Raw genomic sequence first — 23189 nt, forward strand, 5'->3', positions numbered from 1 at the left:
TCCGGTGCAGCGCCTCAGGCCGGCGTGGTGTTCCGCTGCGGGAGCAGTGTCTGCCGGGCACGTTCGGCGAGCAGGAACGTCCGCGGCCGCCCGGACGGCGTCACCGGCACGTCGTCGGCGTCGATGGCGAGCACGTGCCGGGGCACCGCGTGGCGGGGCAGGTGCTCCGCGCACCAGGCGACCAGCCCGGCCTCGTCGACGACGGCGTCGGGTGCGGGCACCACCCAGGCCACCCCGACCTCGCCCATCCGGTCGTCGGGCAGCGGCACCACGTGGGCCCGGGCCACCGAGGGGTGCGCGGCGAGTGCGGCCTCGACGTCCCCGGGGACGACCTGCTCGCCCCCGCACCGGTAGACGTCCTTCACCCGGCCGGTCAGCCGCAGCCAGCCCTCGGCGTCCACCGTGCCCAGGTCGCCGGTGCGCAGCCAGCTGTCGGCGGTGAAGGCCGCGGCATCGGCGGCGGGGTCCTCGAAGTAGCCCTTGACGACGCCGGGGCCACGGGCCAGCAGCTCGCCGACCTCACCGGGCGCCAGGTCGGCGCCGGTCACCGGGTCGCACGTCCGGTAGACCACGAGCCGCCGGTCCAGCGCCGGGTCCCCGGCCACGCCGGCGTCCCGGACGCGGCCGTTGGTGGTCCGTCGCCGGTCCGGTGGGTCCTCGGGACGGGTGCAGGCGGTGGTCGCCGTCGTCTCGCTCTGCCCGTACCCGGTGACGACCTCGACATCGCCGAACACCGCGTCGATGTCGTCCCAGAGGCCGGCGGGGGCGACCCCACCGGAGCAGAACAGGTGGGTGAGCGAGGAGGTGTCGTGCACGGCCGAGTGGAGCTCGGCCAGCACCGCCAGGGTCGTCGTGGGGATCAGCAGCGCGTCGTCGCAGCGGTGTTCCTCGATGGCCGCGACCGTGCCGGCGGCGTCGAAGGACAGCTGGGCGACGAGTGCGCCGCCCACGAACGGCACCGTCAGCAGGCCCTCGACCAGCCCGTACACGTGGTGGAGCGGCAGTGCGGACGTCAGCCGGTGGGCGTCGGCGAAGGCCCGGCCGTACACGCTGGAGTACGCCGCCCGCAGGAGCATGTCGTGGGTCAGCGGGACGCCTCGGGGCCGGCCCGTCGTCCCCGAGGTGGACAGCAGCACCGCCGTGGCCTGCGGGTCCGCGGGGGTCTCCTGCTCCGCCGGGGCGGTGCGGCCCAGCTCTGCGAGCGTAGTGGCCCCGGCCCGGGGCAGCGCCTGGCCGGTCTCGAACACCACCACGTGCCGCAGCTCCGGCAACGCCGTCCCGCCGCCGCCGGACTCCCACCCCGGGGCGAGCTCGTCGAGCACCGCGAGGTGGTCCCGGCCGCGGGAGGAGTCCACGACCACCAGCGCCACGGCGTGCCAGCGCGCCAGTGCGGAGCCCAGCACCGCCGTCGGGCTCGCGGCGTCGACGAGCACCGCTGTCGCGCCGAGCCGGGACAGCGCGTGGACGACGACGGCGAACTCCGCGTGGTTGGTCATCGCGACCGCGACGTGCTCCCCGGGCTGCACGCCGAGCCCGGCGAACCCGGCGGCCAGCCGGCGGGAGCTCTCCACGACGTCGGCGTAGGTCCACCGCACCCGGTCGGTGATCAGGAACGGGCGGGCGCCGAACTCCGCGGCGGCGGCGTCCATCGCCCCGGACAGCGTCCGCGGCACCCAGACCGGGAAGCGTTCCTCCAGGGCGGCCCGACGCTGGGCCGGGGGGACCGGGTGGCGGGTCATCGGGGGCCTCTCGTCCGGTCACGTGTGCCTGGACCCGGGGCGGCGCGCCCGGGGCGTCGGCGGGCCCCCCGGACACCGTCGACGTGACGAGTGAACACCGGTGACCGGGCCGACGTCACGCGCCGTGCGTGGCACGGCCCGGCACAGGCCCCGGACGCGACGGACGCCCCCTCCCGGTGGGGAGGGGGCGTCCGTCAGGTGCGGGTCAGCGCTGCTGCTGGCCCTCGTCCGGGTCGACCCGGGGCAGCTGCTGGGTGCCCGGGTCGTCATCCCGGTAGGTCGGGACCGGCGGCTGCTCGTAGGCCTGCTGCGGGTCCGGGACGGGGATGGCCTCGGTGGAGTAGGCCTGCGGCTGGCCGTACTGCGGCTGGTCGCCGTAGGACTGGCCGTACTGCTGCTGCCCGCCGTAGGACTGGTCCCCGTAGGACTGCTGGCCGTACTGCTGGCCGTACGCCTGGGCCTGCTGGCCCTGCTGACCCTGGCTGCCGTACTGCTGCTGGCTGTCGTAGGACTGCTCGCCGTAGGACTGCTCGCCGTACTGCTGGGCAGGTGCCCACTCACCCGGCTGGCCGCCCTGCGGGCCGGTGTCCGGGGTGGCCGTGTGGCCCTGCTGCTGGGCCGGGGCCCAGCCGCCCTGGTCCCGCGACTGGTCCTGCGGCCGGTCCTGCGACGAGGTGACCGGAGCCTGCTGGCCGCCGAACGCGGTCGCGCCACCGGACTGCTGCTCCGCGGAGGACTGCGGGCGGTACTGCTGGGCCTGCTCGCGGACGGCCTGGCCGGCCGGGCGGGCGTTCTGCGCGGCGCTGCGCATGGCCGGCGCCTCGGACTCGACCTTGCTCAACGCGTTCTCCCAGCGCTGGCGCATCGGGACGATGCCACCACCACCCACGGCCACGACGACGACGCCCACCAGGGCGGCGAGGGTGGCGTAGAGGACGGCGTTGACGACGTTCTGGGCGATCTCCAGCTGGTCGAGCGCGGCGATGACGCCCAGCGCCAGGACCACGGTGGAGGCGACGTTGGCCAGCAGCCGGCCGTAGGACAGCGAGCCCAGGCTGTTCTGGACCAGCAGCCTGACCCCGGCGGCGATGGCCGCGGCGATCACCAGGATGAGGATCGCGACGAAGACCTTGGGCAGGTAGCCGATGATCGCCGAGAGGTAGTCGCTGATCGGGTTCTGGCCGAAGACACCGAACGCCGTCGACAGCACGAAGAGCATGACCGCGTAGAACACGATCTTCGCCAGGATCTGCGAGGCGTCGTACTGCGAGTTCGCCAGGGCCTTCTTGATCCCACCGCGCTCGACGGCCCGGTCGAAGCCGACCTTCTCGAGGACCTTGACCAGCAGCTTCTCCAGCGCCTTGGCGATGAAGTAGCCGATCGCCAGGATGATGAGGAAGAGCAGGAGCTTGGGGAGGAACGCGACGACGTTGTCGAGTGCGTTCCGGAACGAGTCGCCCATGGGCGGGTGCCTCCGTCGGTGCGGGCGCCGTGGTTGGCGTCGAGGTGATCACTGCCCGGTGATCGACTCCGGCAACCCCGTGACGCCCAGCTGATCCGGTCCCGTTCCGGTCGGAGGCCGTGCGGGACGGGTCAGCGGGGGCGGCCGATGCCCAGCCCGTGGAGCGTGGCCGGCACCGCGCCGGGGGGCAGCTGCCACACCGACCACGGGTGGACCAGGTCGCCGGTCCCCGGGCAGACGGCGAGCCAGCTCACGACGTCGGCAGCTCCCCGAGGCCCCAGCTCCCCGAGGCCCCAGCTCCCCGGGGCCCCAGCTGACCGCGTCCAGCTCACCGCGTCCAGCTCACCGCGGGTGCGGGACGCCCAGGTCAGCCGCGCCCGGTCGTCGGACTCGCGCAGGTCCAGCCGGCCGGCCCCGACGGCCCGCCGCAGCCAGCTCTCCCCGAGCGCCCGGTCGGCGTCGGACGCCCGCAGCTCCGACGTCGGCAGCACCTCGCCCGTGCCCCGGGGTGCTGGCAGGGACGACCGTCGCCGTCAGCAGTCCCGGGGCGCAGGATCAGGGCCGGCGGCCCAGCAGGTAGCCGATGACGACCCCGAGCAGGGTCAGCACTCCGCCGCCGACGGCGGCCAGGGCCAGCTCGGCCGGGGCCGTGCCGGTGGAGCTGCCGGTGGCCATCGGTGCTGACCGGGCGGGGCCCTGGTGTCCGCCTGCGGGCGCAGGCGAGCCGGTGACCGCCGCGGTGTCGCTGACCGCCGCGGCCGACGGGGTGACGTTCGCGTTCGCCGGGGCCTGCACCGCCGGGGCCGTGCCGGTCAGCTCGGCGTCGATCGCGGAGAAGAACTGTCCGGCCAGCCGCTTGGCGACCCCGGTGATCATCCGCTGGCCCACGCCGGCCACCGCGCCGCCGACGACGGCGTCCGCGTCGTAGCGCAGCCGGGTGCCGCCGTCGACGGCCTCCAGGGTGATCGGCACGGTCGCGCGCACCGAACCGGGACCGCCCGAGCCCGAGGCGTGCATGACGTAGCGGGTCGGCTCGTCCTTGTCGGTCAGCTTGACCTCACCGGCGTACACGCCCCGGATCGCGCCGACGCCGACCGAGACGGTCATCGCGTACTCGTCCTCGCCGGTGCGCTCCAGGCCCTGGCAGCCGGGGATGGTGCGGGCGAGCACGGCCGGGTCGGTGATCGCGGCCCAGACGGCGGCCGGGGGAGCGGACAGGGTGGCGGTGCCGTCGAGCTTCACGCGGGGACTCCAGTGGTTGCGGCGGGGACGCGCTCGGCGTCGGGGGAGCGGACCAGGTCGTAGAGCTCGGTGGGCGAGATCGGCATGGCCGCGATCCGCCGGCCGACGGCGTCCTCGATGGCCGAGGCGATGCACGCCGTCCCGGGGATGACGCCGGCCTCGCCGGCGCCCTTGAGGCCCAGCGGGTTCAGCGGGGACGGGGTCTCCTGGTGGTCGATGACCACGTCGGGGACCTCGCTGGCGTAGGGCATCAGGAAGTCCATGAAGGAGGCGTTCTGCAGCTGCCCGTCGGCGTCGTAGGCCATCCGCTCGTAGAGCGCACCGCCCACGCCCTGGGCGACCCCGCCGTGGACCTGGCCCTCCACGATCATCGGGTTCACGATGTTGCCGCAGTCGTGCACCACGGCGTAGTCGACGACCTCGATCTCCCAGGTGGTCGGGTCGATCTCCACCACCGCGGCGTGTGCCCCGGAGGCGAAGGTGGACCGGATCGGGGAGTAGTAGTCCACGTGCTCCAGGCCCGGGGCGTCGCCGACGGCGACCGGGGGCTTGGAGTCGTCGCCGGGCCCGGCGAACTGGGTGGCCTGCCGGGCGGCCTCGTCGAAGGCGTAGCGCAGCGGGTTGGACAGCACGGCCACGGTGCGCAGCGGGATCGCCGTCCCCGGGGTGCCCTTGACCTGGACGACGCCCTCGTCGATCTCCAGGTCGTCGACGTCGGCCTCCAGCACCTCGGCGGCGATCCGCAGCGCCTTGGCGCGGACGCCGCGGGCGGCCAGCGCGATGGCGTTGCCGCTCATCACCGCGGCGCGGGAGGCGAAGGTGCCCACGGCGTAGCCGAAGCGCCGGGTGTCCCCGGTGGTGACCTCGACGTCCTCGATGGGGACCCCGAGCTCGTGCGCCACGATCTGGGCGAACGCGGTCTCGTGGCCCTGGCCCTGCGAGGTGAGCCCGGTGGAGACCAGCACCTTGCCGCTGCCGAGGACCTGCACGTGCCCGCCCTCGTAGGGGCCGGGGCCGGTGCCCTCGACGTACATGGCCATGCCGATGCCCAGCTGCTTGCCGCGGCTGGCGGCCTCGGCCCGGCGCTCCTCTGCCCGGTCCCACCCGACGAGCGCGATGAGCTTGTCGAGCAGGCCCTCGTAGTCGCCGGAGTCGTAGATGACCGGCCGGCCGTCCTGGAACGTCAGGTGGTGGTCGTAGGGGAACTCGTCCTTGCCGATCAGGTTGCGGCGGCGGACCTCGGCCCGGTCCAGCCCGAGGTCCTGGGCGATCCGGTCCATGGTGCGTTCCATCGCGTAGCAGCCCTGTGGGCGCCCGGCGCCGCGGTAGGGCGTGACGATGACGGTGTTGGTGTAGACGCTGTCGATGCGCACCCGGTAGACGGGGATCGCGTACGGGCCGACCAGCTGGGTCGCCGTCACGATCGGCACGATGATCCCGTAGGGCGTGTAGGCGCCGTTGTCGTGCCAGCCGCGGACGTCGAGGGCGGTCACCCGGCCCCCGTCGTCGTAGCCGACGGTGATCTCCTGGCGCTGCTGCCGCTCGTGGGCGGAGGAGATGAAGTGCTCGCGGCGGTCCTCGGCCCAGTGCACCGGCTGGCCCAGGGCGATGGCGGCCATCGGCACCAGCAGCTCCTCGGGCCACGGGTGCACGATCTTCACGCCGAACCCGCCGCCGACGTCGGGGGCGACGACCTCGACCTTCTCCAGCGAGAGCTGCAGCTTGGCCGCGATCGCGGCGCGCACCGAGGTGGAGGCCTGGGTGGAGGTGTGCACCCGCAGCGAGGAGTCGTCGCGGTTCCACACCGCGTGCACGCCCTTGCCCTCCATCGGCATGCAGGCGCTGCGCTCGATGTACTGGGTGAAGCTCAGCGTGTGCGTCGAGGCGGCCAGGGCGGCCTCGACGTCGCCGGTCTCCTGGTGGTGCCGGGCGGCGACGTTGTCGGGCACGTCCTCGTGGACGGCGTGCACGGCCTCGCGTGCGGCGTCCACGCCCACGACGACCGGGAGTTCCTCGTAGGCGACCGCGATCCGGTCGCAGACGTCCTCGGCGACGTACCGGTCGGTGGCCACGACCATGACCACGGCCTCGCCCACGTGCTGGACGACGTCGCGGGCCAGTGGGTAGCCGGTGCGGGGGGCGGTGAGCTGGGGGTGCGGGATGAGCACGGGGAGCGGCTCGGCCATGGGGCCGACGAGGTCCTCGTAGGTGTAGATCGCGACGACGCCGTCGACGTCGAGGGCGGCGTCGACGTCGATGCCGGTGATCCGGGCGTGCGCGTAGGGGCTGCGGACGAAGGCCGCCGCGAGCGCGCCGTGCCCGATGTCGTCGGTGTACCGGCCGCGGCCGGTGATCAGCCGCAGGTCCTCGCGCCGACGGACCGGCTCGCCCATGAGCTTGGTCGTCACGCGCCGTCCCCGTCCTTCATCAGGCCCGCGGCGTGCCGGCAGGCCTTCTTGATGTTGGCGTAGCCGGTGCACCGGCAGAGGTTGCCGCCGACGATCTCGTCGACCTCGTCCTCGGTGATGTCGGTGGTCCGGTCCCGCGCCTCGAGGCCCGCGGCCATGGTCATCAGGAAGCCGGGGGTGCAGAACCCGCACTGCAGGGCGTGGCACTCGCGGAAGGCCTCCTGCACCGGGTGCAGGACCTCACCGCCCCGGCCGTCGTCGCGGGCCAGGCCCTCGACGGTGGTGACCGCCTTGCCGTCGACCTGGACGGCGAGCACGAGGCAGGACCGGACGGGCGTGCCGTCGACGAGCACGGTGCAGGCACCGCACACCCCGTGCTCGCAGCCCACGTGGGTGCCGGTGAGCTGGAGGTCGTGCCGCAGCGCGTCGGACAGCAGCCGGCGGACGGGCACGGTCGTTTCACGTGACACACCGTTGACGGTCACGGAGATGGTGCGCTCGGTGGAGACGCTCATCGGTTCTGTGCCTCCTGTGCGGCGCGGGCGAGGGTGCGTTCGGTGAGCACGCCGACGAGCAGCCGGCGGTAGTCGGCGCTGGCGTGCAGGTCGCCGTCGGGGTCCACGAGGGTGCGGGCCAGGTCGCCGGCGGCGGACCAGTCGGCCTCGTCGACGGTCCGGCCGGAGACGGCCTCGGTGAGGTCGTGCACCTCGGGCACCAGCCCGACGGAGATGTAGGAGGCCCGGGCGGAGACGACCCTCGAGGACTCGTCGAGGGTGACGGTCACGCCGGCGCCGCAGACGGCGTAGTCGCCCTTGCGGCGGGAGACCTCCTCGAAGGCGGTCCCGGTGCGGGCCGGCAGGGCGGGGAAGAAGGCCTCGGTGACGACGGCGGGACCGTGCACGGAGGTCTCCAGGGGGCCGACGAAGAAGTCGGCCCAGTCGACGGCGGAGCTGCCCTCCGGCGTCGCGACGGTGACGGAGCCACCGGTCAGCGCGAGCACGGAGGTCATCTCGCCGGAGGGGTCGGCGTGGGCGATCGAGCCGACGGTCGTGCCGCGGTTGCGGATCGCGGGGTGGGCCACGTTGGCGGTGGCCCGGGCCAGCAGTGGCTGGACGGCCGCAGCGCCGGCGTGGTGCAGCAGCGTCGCGTGCCGCACCAGGGCCCCGACCCGGACGCCGTCGTCGCTCACGGCGACGACGTCCAGGTCGGGCACCCGGTTGATGTCCACGAGGGTGGTCGGGGAGGCCAACCGCATGGACAACAGGGGGAGCAGCGACTGCCCTCCGGCCATCACCTTGGCGCCCTCACCCTCGCTCTGGAGGACGGTGAGCGCCTCGCTCAGCGAGGTGGGGTCGGCGTAGCCGAAGGGTGCCGGTTTCACTTGTCGCGCATCTCCCTGTCCATGGTGCGGGTGGTGTTCGTCCGCTCGTCCAGCGAGGACGGGTCGGCACCGCCGTCGGCGGTGTGCGAGCCGGTGGCCCCCAGGGCCGGGCCGGTGCCGTGCCGGAAGCCGTCCTCGGCCAGCAGGGACTCCTTCATCTCCCGCGGCGCCAGTGCCCGGGCGACGTGCCAGCCGCCGACGGCGACGATCGTGCCCAGGGCGATGCCCGACAGGGAGAAGTCGTCGGTGATCTGGAGGTTGACGTTGCCGATGCCGATGATGATCCCGGCCGCGAGCGGGACCAGGTTGATCGGGTTGGCGAAGTCGACCCGGTTCTCCTTCCAGATCTTGGCGCCCAGCAGGCCGATCATCCCGTAGAGGACGACGGTGATGCCGCCGAGCACGGCGCCCGGCGTCGCGTTGACCACGGCACCGAACTTGGGCACCAGGCCGAGCACGATCGCCACGATCGCGGCCACGTAGTAGGCGGCCGTGGAGTAGACCCGGGTGGCGGCCATGACGCCGATGTTCTCGGCGTAGGTGGTGGTGGGGGACCCGCCGACCGAGCTGGCCAGGACCGTGCCGACGCCGTCGGCGAAGACGGCGCGGCCGAGCACCGGGTCCAGGTTGCGCTTGGTCATCTCACCGACGGCCTTGACGTGCCCGGCGTTCTCCGCGACCAGCGCGATGACGGCGGGCAGCACAAGCAGCGAGAAGTTCACCGAGAAGCTGGGGGCGGTGAAGGTGGGCAGCCCGAACCAGTCGGCCTGGCCGATGCCGTCGAGGTTGACCCGGTCGTGTGTGGTGATGGCGCCGGCCCCGGCGTCGAAGGAGGTGATCTGGCCGGCGGTGGCGTCCAGCAGCAGCGACAGCAGGTAGCCGAAGACCAGGCCCAGCAGGATGGAGATGCGCGACCAGAACCCGCGCAGCGCCAGCGACACGACGATGACGAAGGCCATGGTGGCGAAGGCGACCCACTGGTCCTGCGGCCAGTAGGTGCCTGCGGCGACCGGGGCCAGGTTGAAGCCGATCAGCAGCACGACGGCGCCGGTGACGGCCGGGGGGAGCACCTTGTTGACCACGACGGGGCCGGCGGTCTGGATGACCAGGCCGACGATCGCCAGCACGATGCCCGAGACCAGGATGGCGCCCACGACGTCGCCGGAGTCACCGCCACCGGCGCGGACCGCCGCGACGCCGCCGACGAAGGCGGCGGAGGTGCCCAGGTAGGAGGGCACCTTCCCCTGCACGATCAGCAGGAAGACGATCGTCGCGATCCCGCTCATCATGATCGCGAGGTTGGCGTCCAGGCCCATGATCAGCGGGAAGACGAAGGTCGCACCGAACATGGCGACGACGTGCTGGGCGCCGATCCCGACGGTCAGCGGCCAGGACAGCCGCTCCTCGGGGGCCACCGCCTGGCCGGGCGGCGGGGTCTTCCCGTCGCCGTACAGCTTCCACCCGAACGCCATGGTTCCTCCTGCTCGTGACGGCAACTCGCCGCAGCCCGCGGGCTCGATCCCACCGGGAGCGGTCACTGTGACACCGACCACCGACATCACGGAAGTACCTCAGCGCTAAATGTTCATGCCGGGATCATTGCACCCACATTTCTCTCACCGCTGAGAGACTTCCGCCTGTAGCGTCCCGCTCGTGAGCGCTCCCCCCGCCGTCGACGGCGACGCCCAGGTGACCACGCACGTCTCCCTCCGCAGCGGCGTCTACGCCGACTCGGTCAAGCTGATGCAGGTCTCGCAGGCCATCGGCGCGCGCCCCGGCGTCACCGCCGTGCTGGTCGCGATGGCCACCCCGCTGAACCTCGAGCTGGCGGCCGGCATGGGCCTCTCGCCCGACGGTCCGGCCACCCCGGACCAGCTGCTGATCGCCCTGCGCACCACCGACGACGCCGAGCGCGACGCCGCCGTCGCCGCGGTCGAGGCCGCACTGGCCGCCCGCGAGGAGCGCGGCTCCGCGCAGGCCGTGCCCCCGCGCACGATCGGCTTCGCGCTGGCCGAGGCGCCGCAGGAGTCGGTGCTGGCCATCGTCAGCGTGCCCGGGCAGTACGCCGTCGCCGAGGCGATGGACGCCGTCGCCGCCGGCCGCAGCGTGCTGGTCTTCAGCGACGGCGTCCCGGTCGAGCACGAGGTCGCCCTCAAGCGCGCCGCGCACGACGCCGGGGTGCTCATCATGGGCCCCGACTGCGGGACGGCGATCGTCTCCGGCGTCGCGCTGGGCTTCGCCAACGTCGTCCGGCCCGGGCCGGTGGGCCTGGTGGCGGCCTCGGGTACCGGTGCGCAGCAGGTCAGCTGCCTGCTGGACACCGCCGGGGTGGGCGTCTCCCACGTCCTCGGCGTCGGCGGCCGCGACCTGTCCACCGCTGTCGGCGGGCTGGCCACGCTGGACGCGCTGCAGATGCTCGAGGAGGACCCCGCGACCGAGCGGGTGCTGCTGGTGTCCAAGCCGCCGGCCCCCGAGGTCGCCGAGCGGGTCGCCGCCACGTCCGCCGCCCTCACCACCCCGGTCTCCAGCGCGGCCCTGTCGGCCGACAGCCCGGACCTGACCGCCGCGGTCGAGGCGCTGCTGCGCGAGATGGGCGTCGCCGTCCCGACCTGGCCGACCCGGCCGGGTGCGGACCGGTCCGTCCCGGCCGACGCCGTGCTCAAGGGCTTCTACTCCGGCGGCACGCTCGCCGACGAGGCCATGCTGGTGGCCGCGCCCGTGCTGGGCGACGTCCGTTCCAACACCCCGCTGCGCCCCGAGCTGCACCTGGGCGCCGACTTCGCCGCCCGCGGGCACGTCGTCGTCGACTTCGGGGACGACGCCCTCACCGTCGGCCGCGCCCACCCGATGATCGACCCCACGCTGCGGCTGGAGGCGATCTCGGCCCTGGCCACCTCCGGGGAACCGGCCGTGCTGCTCCTCGACGTCGTGCTGGGCCACGGCGCCGACCCCGACCCGGCCGGCGCCCTCGCCCCGGCGATCGGCGCGCTCGAGCTGCCCGTCGTCGTCGCCCTGGTCGGCACCGAGGGCGACCCGCAGGGCTGGTCGGCGCAGGCCGACGCCCTGGCTGCCGCCGGTGCCGCCGTCTTCGCCTCCAACTCCGCTGCCACCCGGCACGCACTCGACCTGATCGGGGCCTCGAAGTGACCAGCCTGCTCACCGGCCCGCCCGCCGTCGTCGCCGCGGGCGTCGACGTCTTCTCCGACGCGCTGCGCGTGCAGGGCGTCGACGTCACCGACGTCGACTGGCGTCCTCCGACGATCGGCTCGGCCGACGACCTGACCCAGCTGGCCCTGGACCCCCGCCGGGCCGCGGCCAACCGGACCGCCGTCGAGCGGGTGCTGGCCGCCGGCTCCGTGCTCACCGACGTGCTCCCCGCGCACGAGGTGATCGGCCTGACCGGCCGCACGCTGCTGCACTCCGGCCCGCCGCTGACCTGGGAGACGGCCTCCGGCCCGATGCGCGGGGCCCTGATGGGCGCCTGCCTGTTCGAGGGCTGGGCGGAGACGGCCGAGGAGGCCGAGCAGCTGCTCGCCTCGGGCGGGGTCGAGCTGGACCCGTGCCACCACCACCGCACCGTGGGGCCGATGGCCGGGGTGACCAGCCCGTCGATGTGGATGTGGTGCCTCACCGACCCCGCCGACGGCCGGCAGGCCTTCTCCAACCTCAACGAGGGCCTGGGCAAGGTGCTGCGGATGGGCGCCTACGGGCCGGAGGTGGTCGAGCGGCTGCACTGGATGACCCGCACGCTGGGCCCGGTGCTGCAGGCCGCCGTCCGCAGTCGGTCGGAGGACCCGCTGGACGTCAAGGCCGTGCTGGCCCAGATGCTGCAGATGGGCGACGAGGGGCACAACCGCAACCGGGCCGGCTCGCTGATGACCCTGCGCGACCTGTCCCCGGCGATCGTCGAGGTGGACGCGCCCTCGGGGGACATCGCCGCGGTGCTGCGGTTCATCGGCGGCAACGAGCACTTCTTCCTCAACCTGGGCATGCCCACGGCCAAGCTGGCGATGGACGCCGCCCGCGACGTCCCCGGCTCGACGCTGGTCACCGTGCTGGCCCGCAACGGCACCGAGTTCGGGGTGCAGACCGCCGGCACCGGCGACCGCTGGTTCACCGGCCCCGCCCAGACGCCGGTGGGCCTGTTCCTGGGCGACTACGGCCCGGACGACGCCAACCCCGACATCGGCGACTCCGCGATCATGGAGACCTACGGAATCGGCGGTTTCGCGATGGCCGCGGCGCCGGCGATCGTCCGGTTCGTCGGCGGCACGGTGCCCGACGCGCTGGCCACCACGGAGCGGATGTACCAGATCACCATGACCGAGAACCCGGCCATGCAGATCCCGGTGCTGGGCTTCCGCGGCTCCCCGACCGGCATCGACGTGCTCAGCGTGGCCCGCACCGGCTGGCTGCCGCAGATCAACACCGGCATGGCCGGCCGGGTCGCCGGCACCGGCCAGGTCGGCGCCGGCCTGGTGCAGCCGCCGGTCGAGTGCTTCCAGGGCGCGGTCGCGGCGCTCGCCGAGGAGTCCCGCACCGCCCTCGCCTGACGCCCCCGCCCGACGCTCCGGCATGGGATCCCTCGCATACGGCGGAACCGCGCGGCCGTATGCGAGGGATCCCATGCCACGGCGGCTCAGCGGATGAGCGTGCCCAGGTCCACCGGCAGCTGGATCCCGGTCACGTGCCGGGCCTCGTCGCTGGCCAGGAAGGCCACCGCGTTCGCGATGTCCTCGGGCTGGGAGACCTGGTCGGGCAGGGCCTGCATGAAGATCGGCGCCAGGGTCTGGGCGTTGGCGGCGATCAGCGGGCCCAGGTCGTCCACGGTCATGCCGGTGGCGACGCCGTGCGGGTGCACCGTGTTGACCCGGATGGAGTGCTGTGCCAGCTCGTTGGCCAGCGACTTCGCGTACCCGACGACGCCGTGCTTGGTGGCGGCGTAGGCGGACAGGAACGGCAGCCCGCGCAGGCCCGCCACCGAGCTGGTGATCACGATCGACCCGCCGGTGCCCTGGGCGAGCAGGGTGGGGATGGTGGCCTTGGCGGTGTGGAAGACCCCGGTCAGGTTGACCGCGACGGTCTCCTCCCACTGCTCCAGGGTGATCTCCCAGCTGTTGCCGGCCGAGCAGATCCCCGCGTTGGCGACGACGACGTCCAGGCGCCCCAGCTCGGCGACGCCCTCGTCGACGGCTGCCTGGACGGCGGCGAAGTCCCGGACGTCGGCCTGGCGGGCCACGATCCGGCGGTCCATCGCCTCGACCATCCGGACGGTCTCGGCGAGGTCCTCCGGGGTGGAGCCGGCGTAGTGCGTGGTGGCGGGCTGGGCGCAGACGTCGATCGCGATGACGTCGGCGCCCTCACTGGCCAGCCGGACGGCGTGCGCCCGGCCCTGGCCGCGGGCGGCTCCGGTGACGAAGGCGACCTTGCCCTCGAAGCGGCGGGCGGTGGGGGTGGTCATGGGGTCTCCTCGGGGTGCGGGCGGGTTGCTGGAGGTGGTTGTCGCCGGCAGGGCCGGTCACGACCCGGTCCGTCTCGCCACCGGGTCCTCCAGACGAGTTGGTTGCACTCAGTGCAACGTGAGCGTCGTCACCGTAGCGCCTGTCCGGCTAGCGTGGCCGCCGTGCCGACGCCGGTCCGTGAGCAGCAGCGCCGCGACAGCTGGGCCGCGGTCCAGGCAGCGGCGTTGGCGCTGGTGAGCGAGCGCGGCTTCGACGCGGTCACCGTCGACGACGTCGCCGCGGCGGCGGGTGTCTCCCGCCGGACGTTCTTCAACCACTTCCCCACCAAGGCGGCCGCGCTCTTCGACCCGCACCCCGACGACGCCGAGGCCCTGCAGCAGCTGCTGGCCGACGCCGACACCTCGGCCGGGGTCTGGTCGGCGCTCCGTCGGGTCTGCCTGGACTTCGTGGACGCCCAGACGGTGGCGCTCCCGGTGCGCCGCCGGCTGGTGGGCGACCCGGAGCTGGACGCCTACCACCGGACCGCGCACCTGCACGTCGGCCAGGCCGTCGAGAGCTGGACCGCCGCCCAGCTGCCCGACGACCCGTTCACCGCACAGCTGGTGGCCGAGACCGCGGCCGCCGTGCTGATGACGGCGTTCCTCGCCTGGGACCCCGCCGACCCACCGCAGCGCTTCGCGGAGCTGGTCGCCCGCGGCTTCGACCTGGTCGGCACCGGCTTCGCCTGACACCCGGGCCCGGGGTGCGCCAGGGTGGGGGCATGCGACTGGACCTCACCGGCAGGACCGCCCTCGTCACCGGCTCCTCCCAGGGCATCGGCCTGGCCATCGCCACCGGACTGGCCTCGGCCGGGGCCGCCGTCGTGCTCACCGCCCGGGGCGAGGCCAGACTCGCGGCCGCGGCCGACGAGGTGCGCGCCGCGGTGGAGGGCGCCGACGTCACCACGGTCGCCGCCGACGTCAGCAGCGACGCCGGCACCGCCACGCTGCTGGCCGCCGTCCCCGACGTCGACGTGCTGGTCAACAACCTGGGCGTCTTCGGTGCCCAGCCCGCCCTGGAGGTCCCCGACGACGAGTGGCGGCGGTACTTCGAGGTCAACGTGTTGACCGCCGTCCGGCTGATCCGGTCCTACCTGCCCGGCATGCGCGAGCGCGGCTGGGGCCGGGCGCTGCAGATCGCCAGCGACTCCGCCGTCGTGACGCCGGTCGAGATGGTCCACTACGGCGTCTCCAAGACCGCCCTGCTCGCGGTCTCCCGCGGCTTCGCGAAGGAGGCGGCCGGCTCCGGCGTCACGGTGAACTCCGTCATCGCCGGCCCGACGCACACCGGCGGCGTCGAGGACTTCGTCTACTCGCTGGTGTCGCGGGACCTGCCGTGGGAGGAGGCGCAGCGGGAGTTCATGCGCCTGCACCGGCCGCAGTCGCTGCTCCAGCGCCTGATCGAGCCCGAGGAGATCGCGGCCATGGTCGTCTACCTGGCCTCACCGCTGGCCTCGGCCACCACCGGCGGCGCGCTGCGGGTCGACGGCGGCTACGTGGACTCGATCCTGCCGTGACACCGGCGCAACACGGGTGCGTCAGCCTGGCGGGGTGAGCTTCGAGGTCCCCGTCGTCGACATCTCGCCCTACGTCACCGGGGTCGGTGACCGGGCGGCCACCGCCGCCGCGATGGACGCCGCCTGCCGGACCGTCGGGTTCGTGCAGGTGGTCGGCCACGGCGTCCCGACGGCGACGGCCGAGGGCCTGGCGGCCGCCATGGACGCCTTCTTCGCGCTGCCCGCGGAGGCCAAGGACGCCGTCCGGACGCCGCCGGAGGTCAACCGTGGCTACAGCCCGCCCAAGAGCGAGTCCCTGTCGCTGAGCCTGGGCGTGGAGTCCGCGGCCCGGATGAACGACTTCTTCCAGGCCTTCAACGTGGGTGCGTCCCAGGAGACCTACCCCGACTCCCCGGGCCTCCCGTTGCCGGACTACGCACCCAACACCTGGCCCGACGTCGCGGGGTTCCAGCCCGCCGTCGACGCCTGGTTCGCCGAGGCCGCCCGGGTGGCCCGCACCCTGACCCGGGTCTTCGCCGACGCCCTCGACCTCCCGGCGGACTTCTTCGACCGCATCACCGGGCACTCCCTGGACGTGCTGCGGATGAACGACTACGCGCTGCCCGAGGGCACGATCGACCTCGACGGCGAGCTGACCGGGATGGGCGAGCACACCGACTACGGCATCGTCACCGTGCTGTGGGCCGACCAGGTGCCCGGTCTGCAGGTCCTCGGTGCCGACGGCGGCTGGCACGACGTCTCCCCGGTCGACGGCGCCCTGCTGGTCAACCTGGGCGACGTCACCGCGCGGCTGACCAACGAGCGGTGGACGTCGACGCTGCACCGGGTGAAGCCGCCGATCGTGGACGGCCGGATCCGCCGTCGTCGCTCCGCCGCGTTCTTCCACGACGGGGACGTCGACGCCGTCATCTCCGTGCTGCCCTCGTGCGTGGCCCCGGGGGAGACGCCGAAGTACCTGCCGGTCACCGTGGGCGAGCACGTGGCCGCCAAGCTGCGCGGCTCCCGGGCCGGGGTGGTCAACACCGCCGCGGGGCGGGAGGCCGCCCGGGTGCTGGCCGCACGGGGCTGACCGGCGGGAACACCGGGCCGGTCCGGTGTCTTGCTCCTGGGGACAGCCCGACCACCACCTGGAGGACACCGTGCCCGCCGTCTACACCGCCATCGCCACCGCGACCGGGGAGGGCCGCAACGGCCACGCCCGGTCCTCCGACGGACTGGTGGACGTCGACCTCGCCACCCCGGTCGAGATGGGCGGCGCCGGTGGCGCCACCAACCCCGAGCAGCTCTTCGCCGCCGGCTACGCGGCCTGCTTCCACTCGGCGCTGAAGGTCGTGGCCAAGCGCCAGGGCGCCACGCTGGCCGACTCCGCGGTCACCGCCGAGGTCGGCATCGGCCCGAACGACTCCGGCGGCTTCGGCCTGGAGGTCGCGTTGCACGTCGAGCTCGGTGGCATCGACCAGGCGGCCGCGGAGGCCCTCGTCGAGGCCGCGCACCAGGTCTGCCCGTACTCCAACGCCACCCGCGGCAACATCCCGGTCACGCTCGAGACCACCGTCGCCTGAACGACCACCGGCCCGCCACCTCGACGAGGTGACGGGCCGGGTCCTTTCTCAGGCCTTGACGATGGCGGCGACGGGGCCGCCGCCCGAGGGGCCCTGGTGCACGGCGGCGACGGAGACGAAGACCGCCGGGTCACCGGTCACCGAAGCGGCGACGCCGCCGACGGTGGCCTTGATCTGGCGGTGCCAGAACACGTCGGAGTCGTCGAGCATCGCGTTGCGACGGCCGCGGACGTAGCCGGTCGGGTCGGCCTCGCACTTGAGGAACACGTTGACCAGCTTGTCGCCGAGGTCCGAGGTGTGCGGACGCTCGGGGAGCTCGAGGCCGGCCTCGCGGATGGCGTCCCAGATGCCGTCGGTGTCCAGCGCGTCCTTCATGACCGAGTGGCCGATCCGGTAGGCGCCGCCGTGCCCGCGGGCGTTGCCGACGACGACGATCTGCGCCTGGTCCAGCTCGACACCGGAGGAGCAGGAGGCGACGGCGGAGAACAGCGAGAAGTCCCGCATGACCTGCTTCTGCTCGGGCAGCTCGATCTCGCCCAGGGCCAGGGCGATGCCCAGCGCGGTGGTGCCGTTGGAGAGGTCCATCGAGCCGTGCGGCTCGTCGTAGTAGGTCTCCTGGCCGCGGGACTTGGCCTCGCGGATCGTCTCGATGGTCAGCAGCGGGGTCTTGGTCTGCACGTAGTGCACGTCGGCGGGGTCGGTGATCCCGGCCTCGGCCATCGCGCGCCGCACGCCCTCGGCGACCTTCTCGACCATGGTGATGCGGCCGATGTCCTCGGGCAGCAGCACCTCGCTCATCGCGAAGCCCACGGTCAGCCGCGGCTCGTCGGTCTTCTCGACCGAGTCCTCGGGCAGCGTGGCGAAGATGGTGGCGTGCGGGCTGATGACGCCGTCCGTGCCGCCGGACCACACGATCGGGATCTGCTTGACCTCGGCCTCGCTGCGGGTGCCCTTGGCCATGAGCACCTCGCGGAAGGCCCGGTCGGCGATGATCCGGGTGTAGTCGTTGACCCCGCCGTTGCCCTCGGTCTTGCCGATGACGGCGACCACGCGGTCGGCGTCCATGACGCCGGACTCGATGAGCTTGGCCAGCTCCGAGGCGTCACTCACGTTGTGCAGCGGGACCTTGCGGACCTCGATCGGTGCGGGCACGGCGTTCTCCTTCTCGGGGGTGGGACGGGGGATGGTCAGCGAGCGGTGACGCTGGTGCCGACGTCGTCACCGGCGACGGCGTCGGCGATGTGCTCGAGCGAGGTGACGACGGAGCGGGTGCCGCCGACGTCGGCGAAGCGGAGTGCGGCCTCGACCTTGGGGCCCATGGAGCCGCGGGCGAACTGCCCGGCCGCGGCGTGCGCGCGCAGCTCGTCGGTGGTGACCCGGCCCAGCGGGCGGGCCTGCGGGGTGCCGAAGTCGACCATCACGTGGTCGACGTCGGTGGCGATGACCAGGGTGTCGGCGCCGAGCTCGGCGGCCATCAGCGCGGCGGTGAGGTCCTTGTCGATCACGGCCTCGACGCCACGCAGGGCTGCGCCGTCCTTCCCGTCGTCGACGACCGGGATGCCCCCGCCGCCGGCGCAGACGACGACGAACCCGGCCCCGGCCAGGGCACGGACGGCGGGGGAGTCCAGCACCGAGCGCGGCTCGGGGGAGGCGACGACGCGGCGCCAGCCCTTCTCGCCGCGGTCCTCCCAGGTCTGGCCGAGGTCCATGAAGCGCTGGGCCTGCTCGCGGGGCAGGAACCGGCCGACCGGCTTGGTGGGCTCGGAGAACCCGGGATCGGTCCCGTCGACCAGCGTGCGGGTGACCAGCGCGGCGGTGCGCTGGGCGAGCCCACGGGCGGCGAGGGCGGCGTCGAGCTCGTCGACGACGGTGAAGCCGATCGTGGCCTGGGTCTGCGCGACGTTCCAGTCCAGCGGGACCGGCGGCACCTCGTGGGCGGCCAGCTCGTTCTTGACCAGCAGGTTGCCCACCTGCGGTCCGTTGCCGTGGGTGACGACGACCTCGACCCCGGTCGCCACCACGTCGGCCACGTGCCCGGCGGCAACGGCGATCGCGGCGCGCTGCGCGGCGGGGGTCGCCGACCCGTCGGGGCCGGTCATCGCGTTGCCGCCGAGGGCGATCACCACGCGGCGCTGGGAGGTCATGCCGGGACCCTAGCCCGATTTCCCTTAGTGGTGAAGTAGTTCACTCCACCGACACATCACCGGCGCCAGAAGTCGAAGCGGTCCCGCCCGGGCCGGAAACCGGCGGCCTCGACCACGTCCACCGCCAGGTCGAACCGCTGCCCGACGGAGGTCGGGGTGTGCGCGTCGCTGCCGAAGCTCACCGCCTCGCCGCCCTCGTCCCGGAACCAACGCACCAGCTCGACCGAGGCCAGCGGGCTGGTGGTGTTCACCTCGAGTGCGCGGCCGGTCTCGGCCAGCGCCCGGAACACCTCGCGGTACTCGGCCTCGAAGGGGAGCTCGGCGTAGCGGTCGCGCCCGCCGGGCCAGTAGCGACGCGGGAAGTCGACGTGGGCCAGCACCTGGAAGACGTCGCTGGCGCGGACCATCGCGGCCATCTCGGTCAGGTACCGGCGCATCGTGGCGTCGGCGCCGGAGGAGGTGAGCATCCTGCTGACCCCGATGAGCCGGTCGCCGTCGGTGAGCGAGTGCAACGACCCGAGCACCCGGTCCACCGGGGCGGCGGCCAGGTGCGCCGCGATGCTGGAGGCGAACAGGTGCGGTTCTCCGGCTTCCACGCCGGAGACGACCCGCAGGTCGGGGAAGCGCTCCCGGCACTCGGCGATGGAGGCGGCGTAGGCCTCGACGTCGATCGGGCGCTGGTTGGCGGGGTGCCGGTCCACCAGCCCGTCCCGGCTGGCCCGGTCCTCGGCCGCCCAGACGGTGAAGTCCAGGTGCTCGGTGAACGCCACGGCCGGCAGGCCGATCGCGACCGCCCGCTCGCAGGACTCGACCATCGAGGACCAGGGCCCGGTGTCCCACGAGAACTCCGAGTGCACGTGGTTGTCGGGAGGCAGCATCGGGGGTCATCCTCTCCCGTCGTCCACAGGTGGCGCACGCCGGGCCGGGGATGTCGGAGGCAGTGCCTAGGGTCGGTCCCATGAGCACCGCTGTGGCACCGGGAGAACTCGCCGACGAGGCCCTCGGGGTGCTGCGCGAGCTCACCGGCCGACCCGACGCCGTCTTCCGTGAGGGCCAGGACGCCGCGGTCGCCGCGCTGGTCGAACGGCACCAGCGGGCCCTGGTCGTGCAGCGCACCGGGTGGGGCAAGTCCGCGGTCTACTTCGTCTCCACGGCCCTGCTCCGGCGCCGCGGCGCCGGCCCGACCCTGCTGGTCTCCCCGCTCCTGGCCCTGATGCGCGACCAGGTCGCCGCCGCTGCCCGGGCCGGGATCAAGGCGGTCGAGATCTCCAGCGCCAACGCCACCGAGTGGGACGACGTCGCCGCCCGCCTGGCCGCCGACGACGTCGACGTGCTGCTGGTCTCCCCGGAGCGGCTCACCAACCCACGCTTCCGGGACGAGCAGCTGCCCGGCCTGGTCGACCGCTGCGGTCTGCTGGTGGTGGACGAGGCGCACTGCGTCTCCGACTGGGGGCACGACTTCCGGCCCGACTACCGCCGGATCCGCGAGCTGCTGGGCCGGCTGCCGGCCGGCACGCCGGTGCTGGCCACCACCGCGACGGCCAACGAGCGGGTGGTCGCCGACGTCGCCGAGCAGCTGGGGTCCGGCGGCGTCGACGTCACCACCGTCCGCGGACCCCTGGCGCGGGACTCGCTGCGCCTGGGCGTGCTCCGGCTGGACACCGACCGGGCGCGCCTGGCCTGGTTGGCCGCCCACCTGGAGGACCTCCCGGGCAGCGGGATCGTCTACACGCTCACCGTCGCCGCGGCCGAGGAGACCGCCGCGCTGCTGCGGGACGCCGGCCACGAGGTCCGCTCCTACACCGGCCGCCTCGACGACGCCGACCGCAAGGACGCCGAGGAGGCCCTGCGGGAGAACCGGGTGAAGGCGCTGGTCGCCACGTCCGCATTGGGCATGGGCTTCGACAAGCCCGACCTGGGCTTCGTCGTCCACCTGGGGGCGCCGTCCTCGCCGGTCAGCTACTACCAGCAGGTCGGTCGTGCCGGTCGCGCCGTGGAGCACGCCGACGTGCTGCTGCTCCCCGGCCCCGAGGACATCGCGATCTGGCAGTGGTTCGCCACGTCCTCGATGCCCCGGGAGGACCACGCCGCCTCGGTCCTCACCGCGATGGCCGACGGCAAGGCGTGGTCGGTGGCCCGGTTGGAGACCGTCGCTGACGTCCGCCGGTCCCGGCTCGAGCTGCTGCTCAAGGTGTTGTCCGTGGACGGCGCGGTGGAGCGCGTGCAGGGCGGGTGGCGCTCGACCGGCGTGCCCTGGGTCTACGACGCCGACCGGTACGCCCGCGTGACCCGCACCCGGGAGGCCGAACAGCGCTCGATGCTGGCTTACGCGAAGCCCGTGGGGGAGGCCGAGTGCCGCATGGCGTTCCTGCAGACGGCGCTCGACGACCCGACCGCCGCACCGTGCGGGCGGTGCGACGTGTGCGCAGGGCCCTGGTACGCCACGGACATCCCGGCCGGTGCGTCAGCCGCCGCCACCGCACGGCTGGACCGACCCGGCGTCGAGCTGCCGCCGCGGGCCCAGTGGCCCACCGGTGCCGACCGGCTCGGCGTAGACGTCAAGGGCAAGATCGCGCCCGGTGACCAGGTGCTGCCCGGCCGTGCCGTCGCCCGGCTCACCGACCTGGGGTGGGGACAGCGCCTGCGCACCCTGCTCGGCGACGACGGCGTCGGTGGCGTGGCCTCGTTGGCCGACGACCTCGAGGCGCCCCCGCTCGAGGAGGACCCGGACGCCGCCTACGACGTGTCGCACCGGGTGATCCGACCCGGGGTGGCCAACGACGCACCGCCCACCGAGGAGTTGATGAGCGCGTGCGCCCGGGTGCTCGGCGCCTGGGACTGGGCCGACCGGCCGGTCGCCGTGGTCTCGGTCCCCTCGCGACGCCGGCCGGGTCTGGTCCGCGGCGTCGCCGAGGGGCTCTCCCGCCTGGGTCGGCTCCCGTACCTGGGGGAGATGACCCTCCAGCACGGCGGACCGACCGGAGGACCGGGCGGCAACTCCGCGTTCCGGCTGGCCGGGGTGTGGCAGCGGATCACCGTGGGGGACGAGTTGCGGGGGCGCATCTCCGGTCTGGACGGGCCGGTCCTGCTGGTCGACGACCTCGCCGACTCGCGGTGGACCGTGACCGTGGCCGGGCGCGAGCTCCGCAGGGCCGGGGCGTCGGGCGTGCTGCCGTTCGTCCTGGCGCTCTCGGCCTGACACACCTCCGTCCACAGGGTTTCGCACACCTGTTCGAAACTCCCGTAGCCTGTGGACATGTCTGTGGCTCACCAGCCCTCGATGTGGGACGTCGCCGAGTCGGCCGAACTGACCCCCCTGGCCGGGCGGGTGGCCCGCCACCGGTTGGGCGCCGGCGCCTGGGTGGACCACCTGTCGGGGTGGGTGAGCGGCTCCGACGAGGTGCTCGAGGTCCTGCTGGGGGACATCGGCTGGCGGGCCGACCGGCGCCTGATGTACGACCGGGAGGTCGACGTCCCCCGGTTGCTCCGCTGGTACGCCGGCGGCGAGGAGCTCCCGCACCCGCTGCTCACCCGGGCCCGGCTCGCCCTGGACGCCCACTACGCGCCGGAGCTCGGGGAGCCCTTCGTGTCGGCGGGCATGTGCCTGTACCGCGACGGCCGCGACTCCGTCGCCTGGCACGGCGACAAGATCGGCCGAGGTCGCAGTCAGGACACGATGGTCGCGATCGCGTCCTTCGGGTCACCTCGAACGCTGGCGCTGCGCCCGGTGGGCGGCGGGGCGTCGGTCCGGTTCACGCTCGGCCACGGGGACCTGGTCGTCATGGGCGGCTCCTGTCAGCGCACCTGGGAGCACTGCATCCCGAAGACGAGCAAGCCCGTCGGACCCCGGGTGAGCGTCCAGTTCCGCCCTCGCGGGGTGGCCTGAAGGGCTCGTCCGCCCTGCTCAACCCTGGTGTGGGGCCCTGCCGCAGGAGGGCCTGGACCCCCCTCTGGGCACCCCCCTGCAAGGCCCTCTGAGAGCCGTGTATGGTTCTCCCTGCACCGCGAAACACCGGGTCGGACACAGTCCGAACTGCGAGAGTCAGCCCCCGGGTTGACAGCCTCGGATCGTGGAGTAACGTGTAGCAGCCGCCAAGAACACGATGGCCGAAAGGCCGGGGCTCTTGCGCGTCCGCTCCTTGAGAACTCAACAGCGTGCCGAAAGTCAGTGCCATATGTTCAACCCCAGTCACGGGGTGCCTTCGGGTTTGCCGTGATGGGTTCCTTTGGTTGA

At 73.6% G+C, this 23189-nt stretch carries 20 protein-coding genes; 8 read left to right on the forward strand and 12 right to left on the reverse strand.

The window, feature by feature from the left end:
* Positions 1-14 precede the first annotated feature (14 nt).
* The 8 genes from ASG41_RS04460 to ASG41_RS04495 form a co-directional block, all read right to left on the reverse strand.
* Entirely contained in the window at positions 15-1739 is a 1725-nt protein-coding gene (locus ASG41_RS04460) for a class I adenylate-forming enzyme family protein (protein WP_056290587.1), read from the reverse strand.
* Positions 1740-1944: 205 nt separating this feature from the next.
* A complete protein-coding gene (locus ASG41_RS24115) occupies positions 1945-3201 on the reverse strand; it encodes a hypothetical protein (protein WP_200938723.1) in 1257 nt (418 codons plus the stop codon).
* Between the two features lie 131 nt (positions 3202-3332).
* Positions 3333-3692 carry a DUF1707 domain-containing protein gene (locus tag ASG41_RS04470; protein WP_056290597.1) on the reverse strand — a complete coding sequence of 120 codons (360 nt, stop codon included), beginning with the start codon at positions 3690-3692 and terminating at the stop codon, positions 3333-3335.
* A 64-nt stretch (positions 3693-3756) separates the two neighbouring features.
* Positions 3757-4443, reverse strand: a complete 687-nt coding sequence (locus tag ASG41_RS04475; RefSeq protein ID WP_056290599.1) for a carbon monoxide dehydrogenase subunit G — start codon at positions 4441-4443, stop codon at positions 3757-3759.
* Positions 4440-6851, reverse strand: a complete 2412-nt coding sequence (cutA, locus tag ASG41_RS04480; protein WP_056290604.1) for an aerobic carbon-monoxide dehydrogenase large subunit — start codon at positions 6849-6851, stop codon at positions 4440-4442. Before cutA ends, ASG41_RS04475 begins: the two co-directional genes overlap by 4 nt.
* Positions 6848-7366, reverse strand: coding sequence for a (2Fe-2S)-binding protein (locus ASG41_RS04485; RefSeq protein ID WP_056290606.1), 519 nt, complete (start codon positions 7364-7366; stop codon positions 6848-6850). Before ASG41_RS04485 ends, cutA begins: the two co-directional genes overlap by 4 nt.
* Positions 7363-8232 carry a xanthine dehydrogenase family protein subunit M gene (locus tag ASG41_RS04490; protein ID WP_056290609.1) on the reverse strand — a complete coding sequence of 290 codons (870 nt, stop codon included), beginning with the start codon at positions 8230-8232 and terminating at the stop codon, positions 7363-7365. The genes ASG41_RS04485 and ASG41_RS04490 overlap by 4 nt, the downstream gene beginning before the upstream one ends.
* Positions 8229-9704 (reverse strand): uracil-xanthine permease family protein, encoded by a 1476-nt coding sequence (locus ASG41_RS04495; protein WP_056290612.1) that lies wholly within the window; start codon positions 9702-9704, stop codon positions 8229-8231. Before ASG41_RS04495 ends, ASG41_RS04490 begins: the two co-directional genes overlap by 4 nt.
* Positions 9705-9885: 181 nt before the next feature.
* Here ASG41_RS04495 and ASG41_RS04500 point away from each other — a divergent pair, with 181 nt between their 5' ends.
* Positions 9886-11379 carry an FdrA family protein gene (locus ASG41_RS04500; protein ID WP_056290615.1) on the forward strand — a complete coding sequence of 498 codons (1494 nt, stop codon included), beginning with the start codon at positions 9886-9888 and terminating at the stop codon, positions 11377-11379.
* Positions 11376-12785, forward strand: a complete 1410-nt coding sequence (locus tag ASG41_RS04505; RefSeq protein ID WP_056290619.1) for a DUF1116 domain-containing protein — start codon at positions 11376-11378, stop codon at positions 12783-12785. The genes ASG41_RS04500 and ASG41_RS04505 overlap by 4 nt, the downstream gene beginning before the upstream one ends.
* Before the next feature lie 86 nt (positions 12786-12871).
* Here the strand turns inward: ASG41_RS04505 and ASG41_RS04510 are convergent, their stop codons facing one another.
* Entirely contained in the window at positions 12872-13693 is an 822-nt protein-coding gene (locus ASG41_RS04510; RefSeq protein WP_056290622.1) for a mycofactocin-coupled SDR family oxidoreductase, read from the reverse strand.
* Between the two features lie 162 nt (positions 13694-13855).
* Here ASG41_RS04510 and ASG41_RS04515 point away from each other — a divergent pair, with 162 nt between their 5' ends.
* From ASG41_RS04515 to ASG41_RS04530, 4 genes are all read left to right on the forward strand, one after another.
* A complete protein-coding gene (locus ASG41_RS04515; protein ID WP_162245529.1) occupies positions 13856-14422 on the forward strand; it encodes a TetR family transcriptional regulator in 567 nt (188 codons plus the stop codon).
* 32 nt (positions 14423-14454) lie between these two features.
* Positions 14455-15249 carry an SDR family NAD(P)-dependent oxidoreductase gene (locus ASG41_RS04520; RefSeq protein ID WP_056290628.1) on the forward strand — a complete coding sequence of 265 codons (795 nt, stop codon included), beginning with the start codon at positions 14455-14457 and terminating at the stop codon, positions 15247-15249.
* 34 nt (positions 15250-15283) lie between these two features.
* A complete protein-coding gene (locus ASG41_RS04525) occupies positions 15284-16318 on the forward strand; it encodes an isopenicillin N synthase family oxygenase (protein WP_200938724.1) in 1035 nt (344 codons plus the stop codon).
* 70 nt (positions 16319-16388) lie between these two features.
* Entirely contained in the window at positions 16389-16811 is a 423-nt protein-coding gene (locus tag ASG41_RS04530; protein ID WP_056290633.1) for an organic hydroperoxide resistance protein, read from the forward strand.
* A 48-nt stretch (positions 16812-16859) separates the two neighbouring features.
* Here the strand turns inward: ASG41_RS04530 and ASG41_RS04535 are convergent, their stop codons facing one another.
* From ASG41_RS04535 to ASG41_RS04545, 3 genes are read right to left on the reverse strand one after another with little or no spacing between them, the layout of a single operon-like run.
* Positions 16860-17963: a ring-opening amidohydrolase gene (locus tag ASG41_RS04535; RefSeq protein ID WP_056290635.1), complete on the reverse strand. Its 1104-nt coding sequence runs from the start codon at positions 17961-17963 to the stop codon at positions 16860-16862.
* Positions 17964-17998: 35 nt separating this feature from the next.
* Positions 17999-18955, reverse strand: coding sequence for a carbamate kinase (locus tag ASG41_RS04540; protein WP_056290638.1), 957 nt, complete (start codon positions 18953-18955; stop codon positions 17999-18001).
* Positions 18956-19011: 56 nt separating this feature from the next.
* The gene (locus ASG41_RS04545) at positions 19012-19833 is read right to left on the reverse strand and encodes a PHP domain-containing protein (protein WP_056290641.1); all 822 of its coding nucleotides are present in this window, start codon (positions 19831-19833) and stop codon (positions 19012-19014) included.
* Positions 19834-19913: 80 nt separating this feature from the next.
* On the opposite strand from ASG41_RS04545, the gene ASG41_RS04550 reads away from it, so the two are divergent.
* Positions 19914-22154, forward strand: a complete 2241-nt coding sequence (locus ASG41_RS04550) for an ATP-dependent DNA helicase RecQ (protein ID WP_056290644.1) — start codon at positions 19914-19916, stop codon at positions 22152-22154.
* A gap of 57 nt (positions 22155-22211) precedes the next feature.
* Positions 22212-22841 (forward strand): alpha-ketoglutarate-dependent dioxygenase AlkB, encoded by a 630-nt coding sequence (locus tag ASG41_RS04555; protein WP_056290647.1) that lies wholly within the window; start codon positions 22212-22214, stop codon positions 22839-22841.
* The last annotated feature ends 348 nt before the right edge of the window (positions 22842-23189 follow it).

It is taken from the genome of Modestobacter sp. Leaf380 (assembly GCF_001424485.1).
In the GTDB taxonomy this organism is placed as follows: domain Bacteria; phylum Actinomycetota; class Actinomycetes; order Mycobacteriales; family Geodermatophilaceae; genus Klenkia.

Bases quoted from the DNA above. Each gene is read 5' to 3' on its own strand.
- ASG41_RS04495 (WP_056290612.1), bottom strand. From the start codon at position 9,704: ATGGCGTTCGGGTGGAAGCTGTACGGCGACGGGAAGACCCCGCCGCCC.
- ASG41_RS04540 (WP_056290638.1), bottom strand. From the start codon at position 18,955: ATGACCTCCCAGCGCCGCGTGGTGATCGCCCTCGGCGGCAACGCGATG.
- ASG41_RS04545 (WP_056290641.1), bottom strand. From the start codon at position 19,833: ATGCTGCCTCCCGACAACCACGTGCACTCGGAGTTCTCGTGGGACACC.
- ASG41_RS04520 (WP_056290628.1), top strand. From the start codon at position 14,455: ATGCGACTGGACCTCACCGGCAGGACCGCCCTCGTCACCGGCTCCTCC.
- ASG41_RS04550 (WP_056290644.1), top strand. From the start codon at position 19,914: ATGAGCACCGCTGTGGCACCGGGAGAACTCGCCGACGAGGCCCTCGGG.
- ASG41_RS04460 (WP_056290587.1), bottom strand. From the start codon at position 1,739: ATGACCCGCCACCCGGTCCCCCCGGCCCAGCGTCGGGCCGCCCTGGAG.
- ASG41_RS24115 (WP_200938723.1), bottom strand. From the start codon at position 3,201: ATGGGCGACTCGTTCCGGAACGCACTCGACAACGTCGTCGCGTTCCTC.
- ASG41_RS04485 (WP_056290606.1), bottom strand. From the start codon at position 7,366: ATGAGCGTCTCCACCGAGCGCACCATCTCCGTGACCGTCAACGGTGTG.
- ASG41_RS04555 (WP_056290647.1), top strand. From the start codon at position 22,212: ATGTCTGTGGCTCACCAGCCCTCGATGTGGGACGTCGCCGAGTCGGCC.
- ASG41_RS04510 (WP_056290622.1), bottom strand. From the start codon at position 13,693: ATGACCACCCCCACCGCCCGCCGCTTCGAGGGCAAGGTCGCCTTCGTC.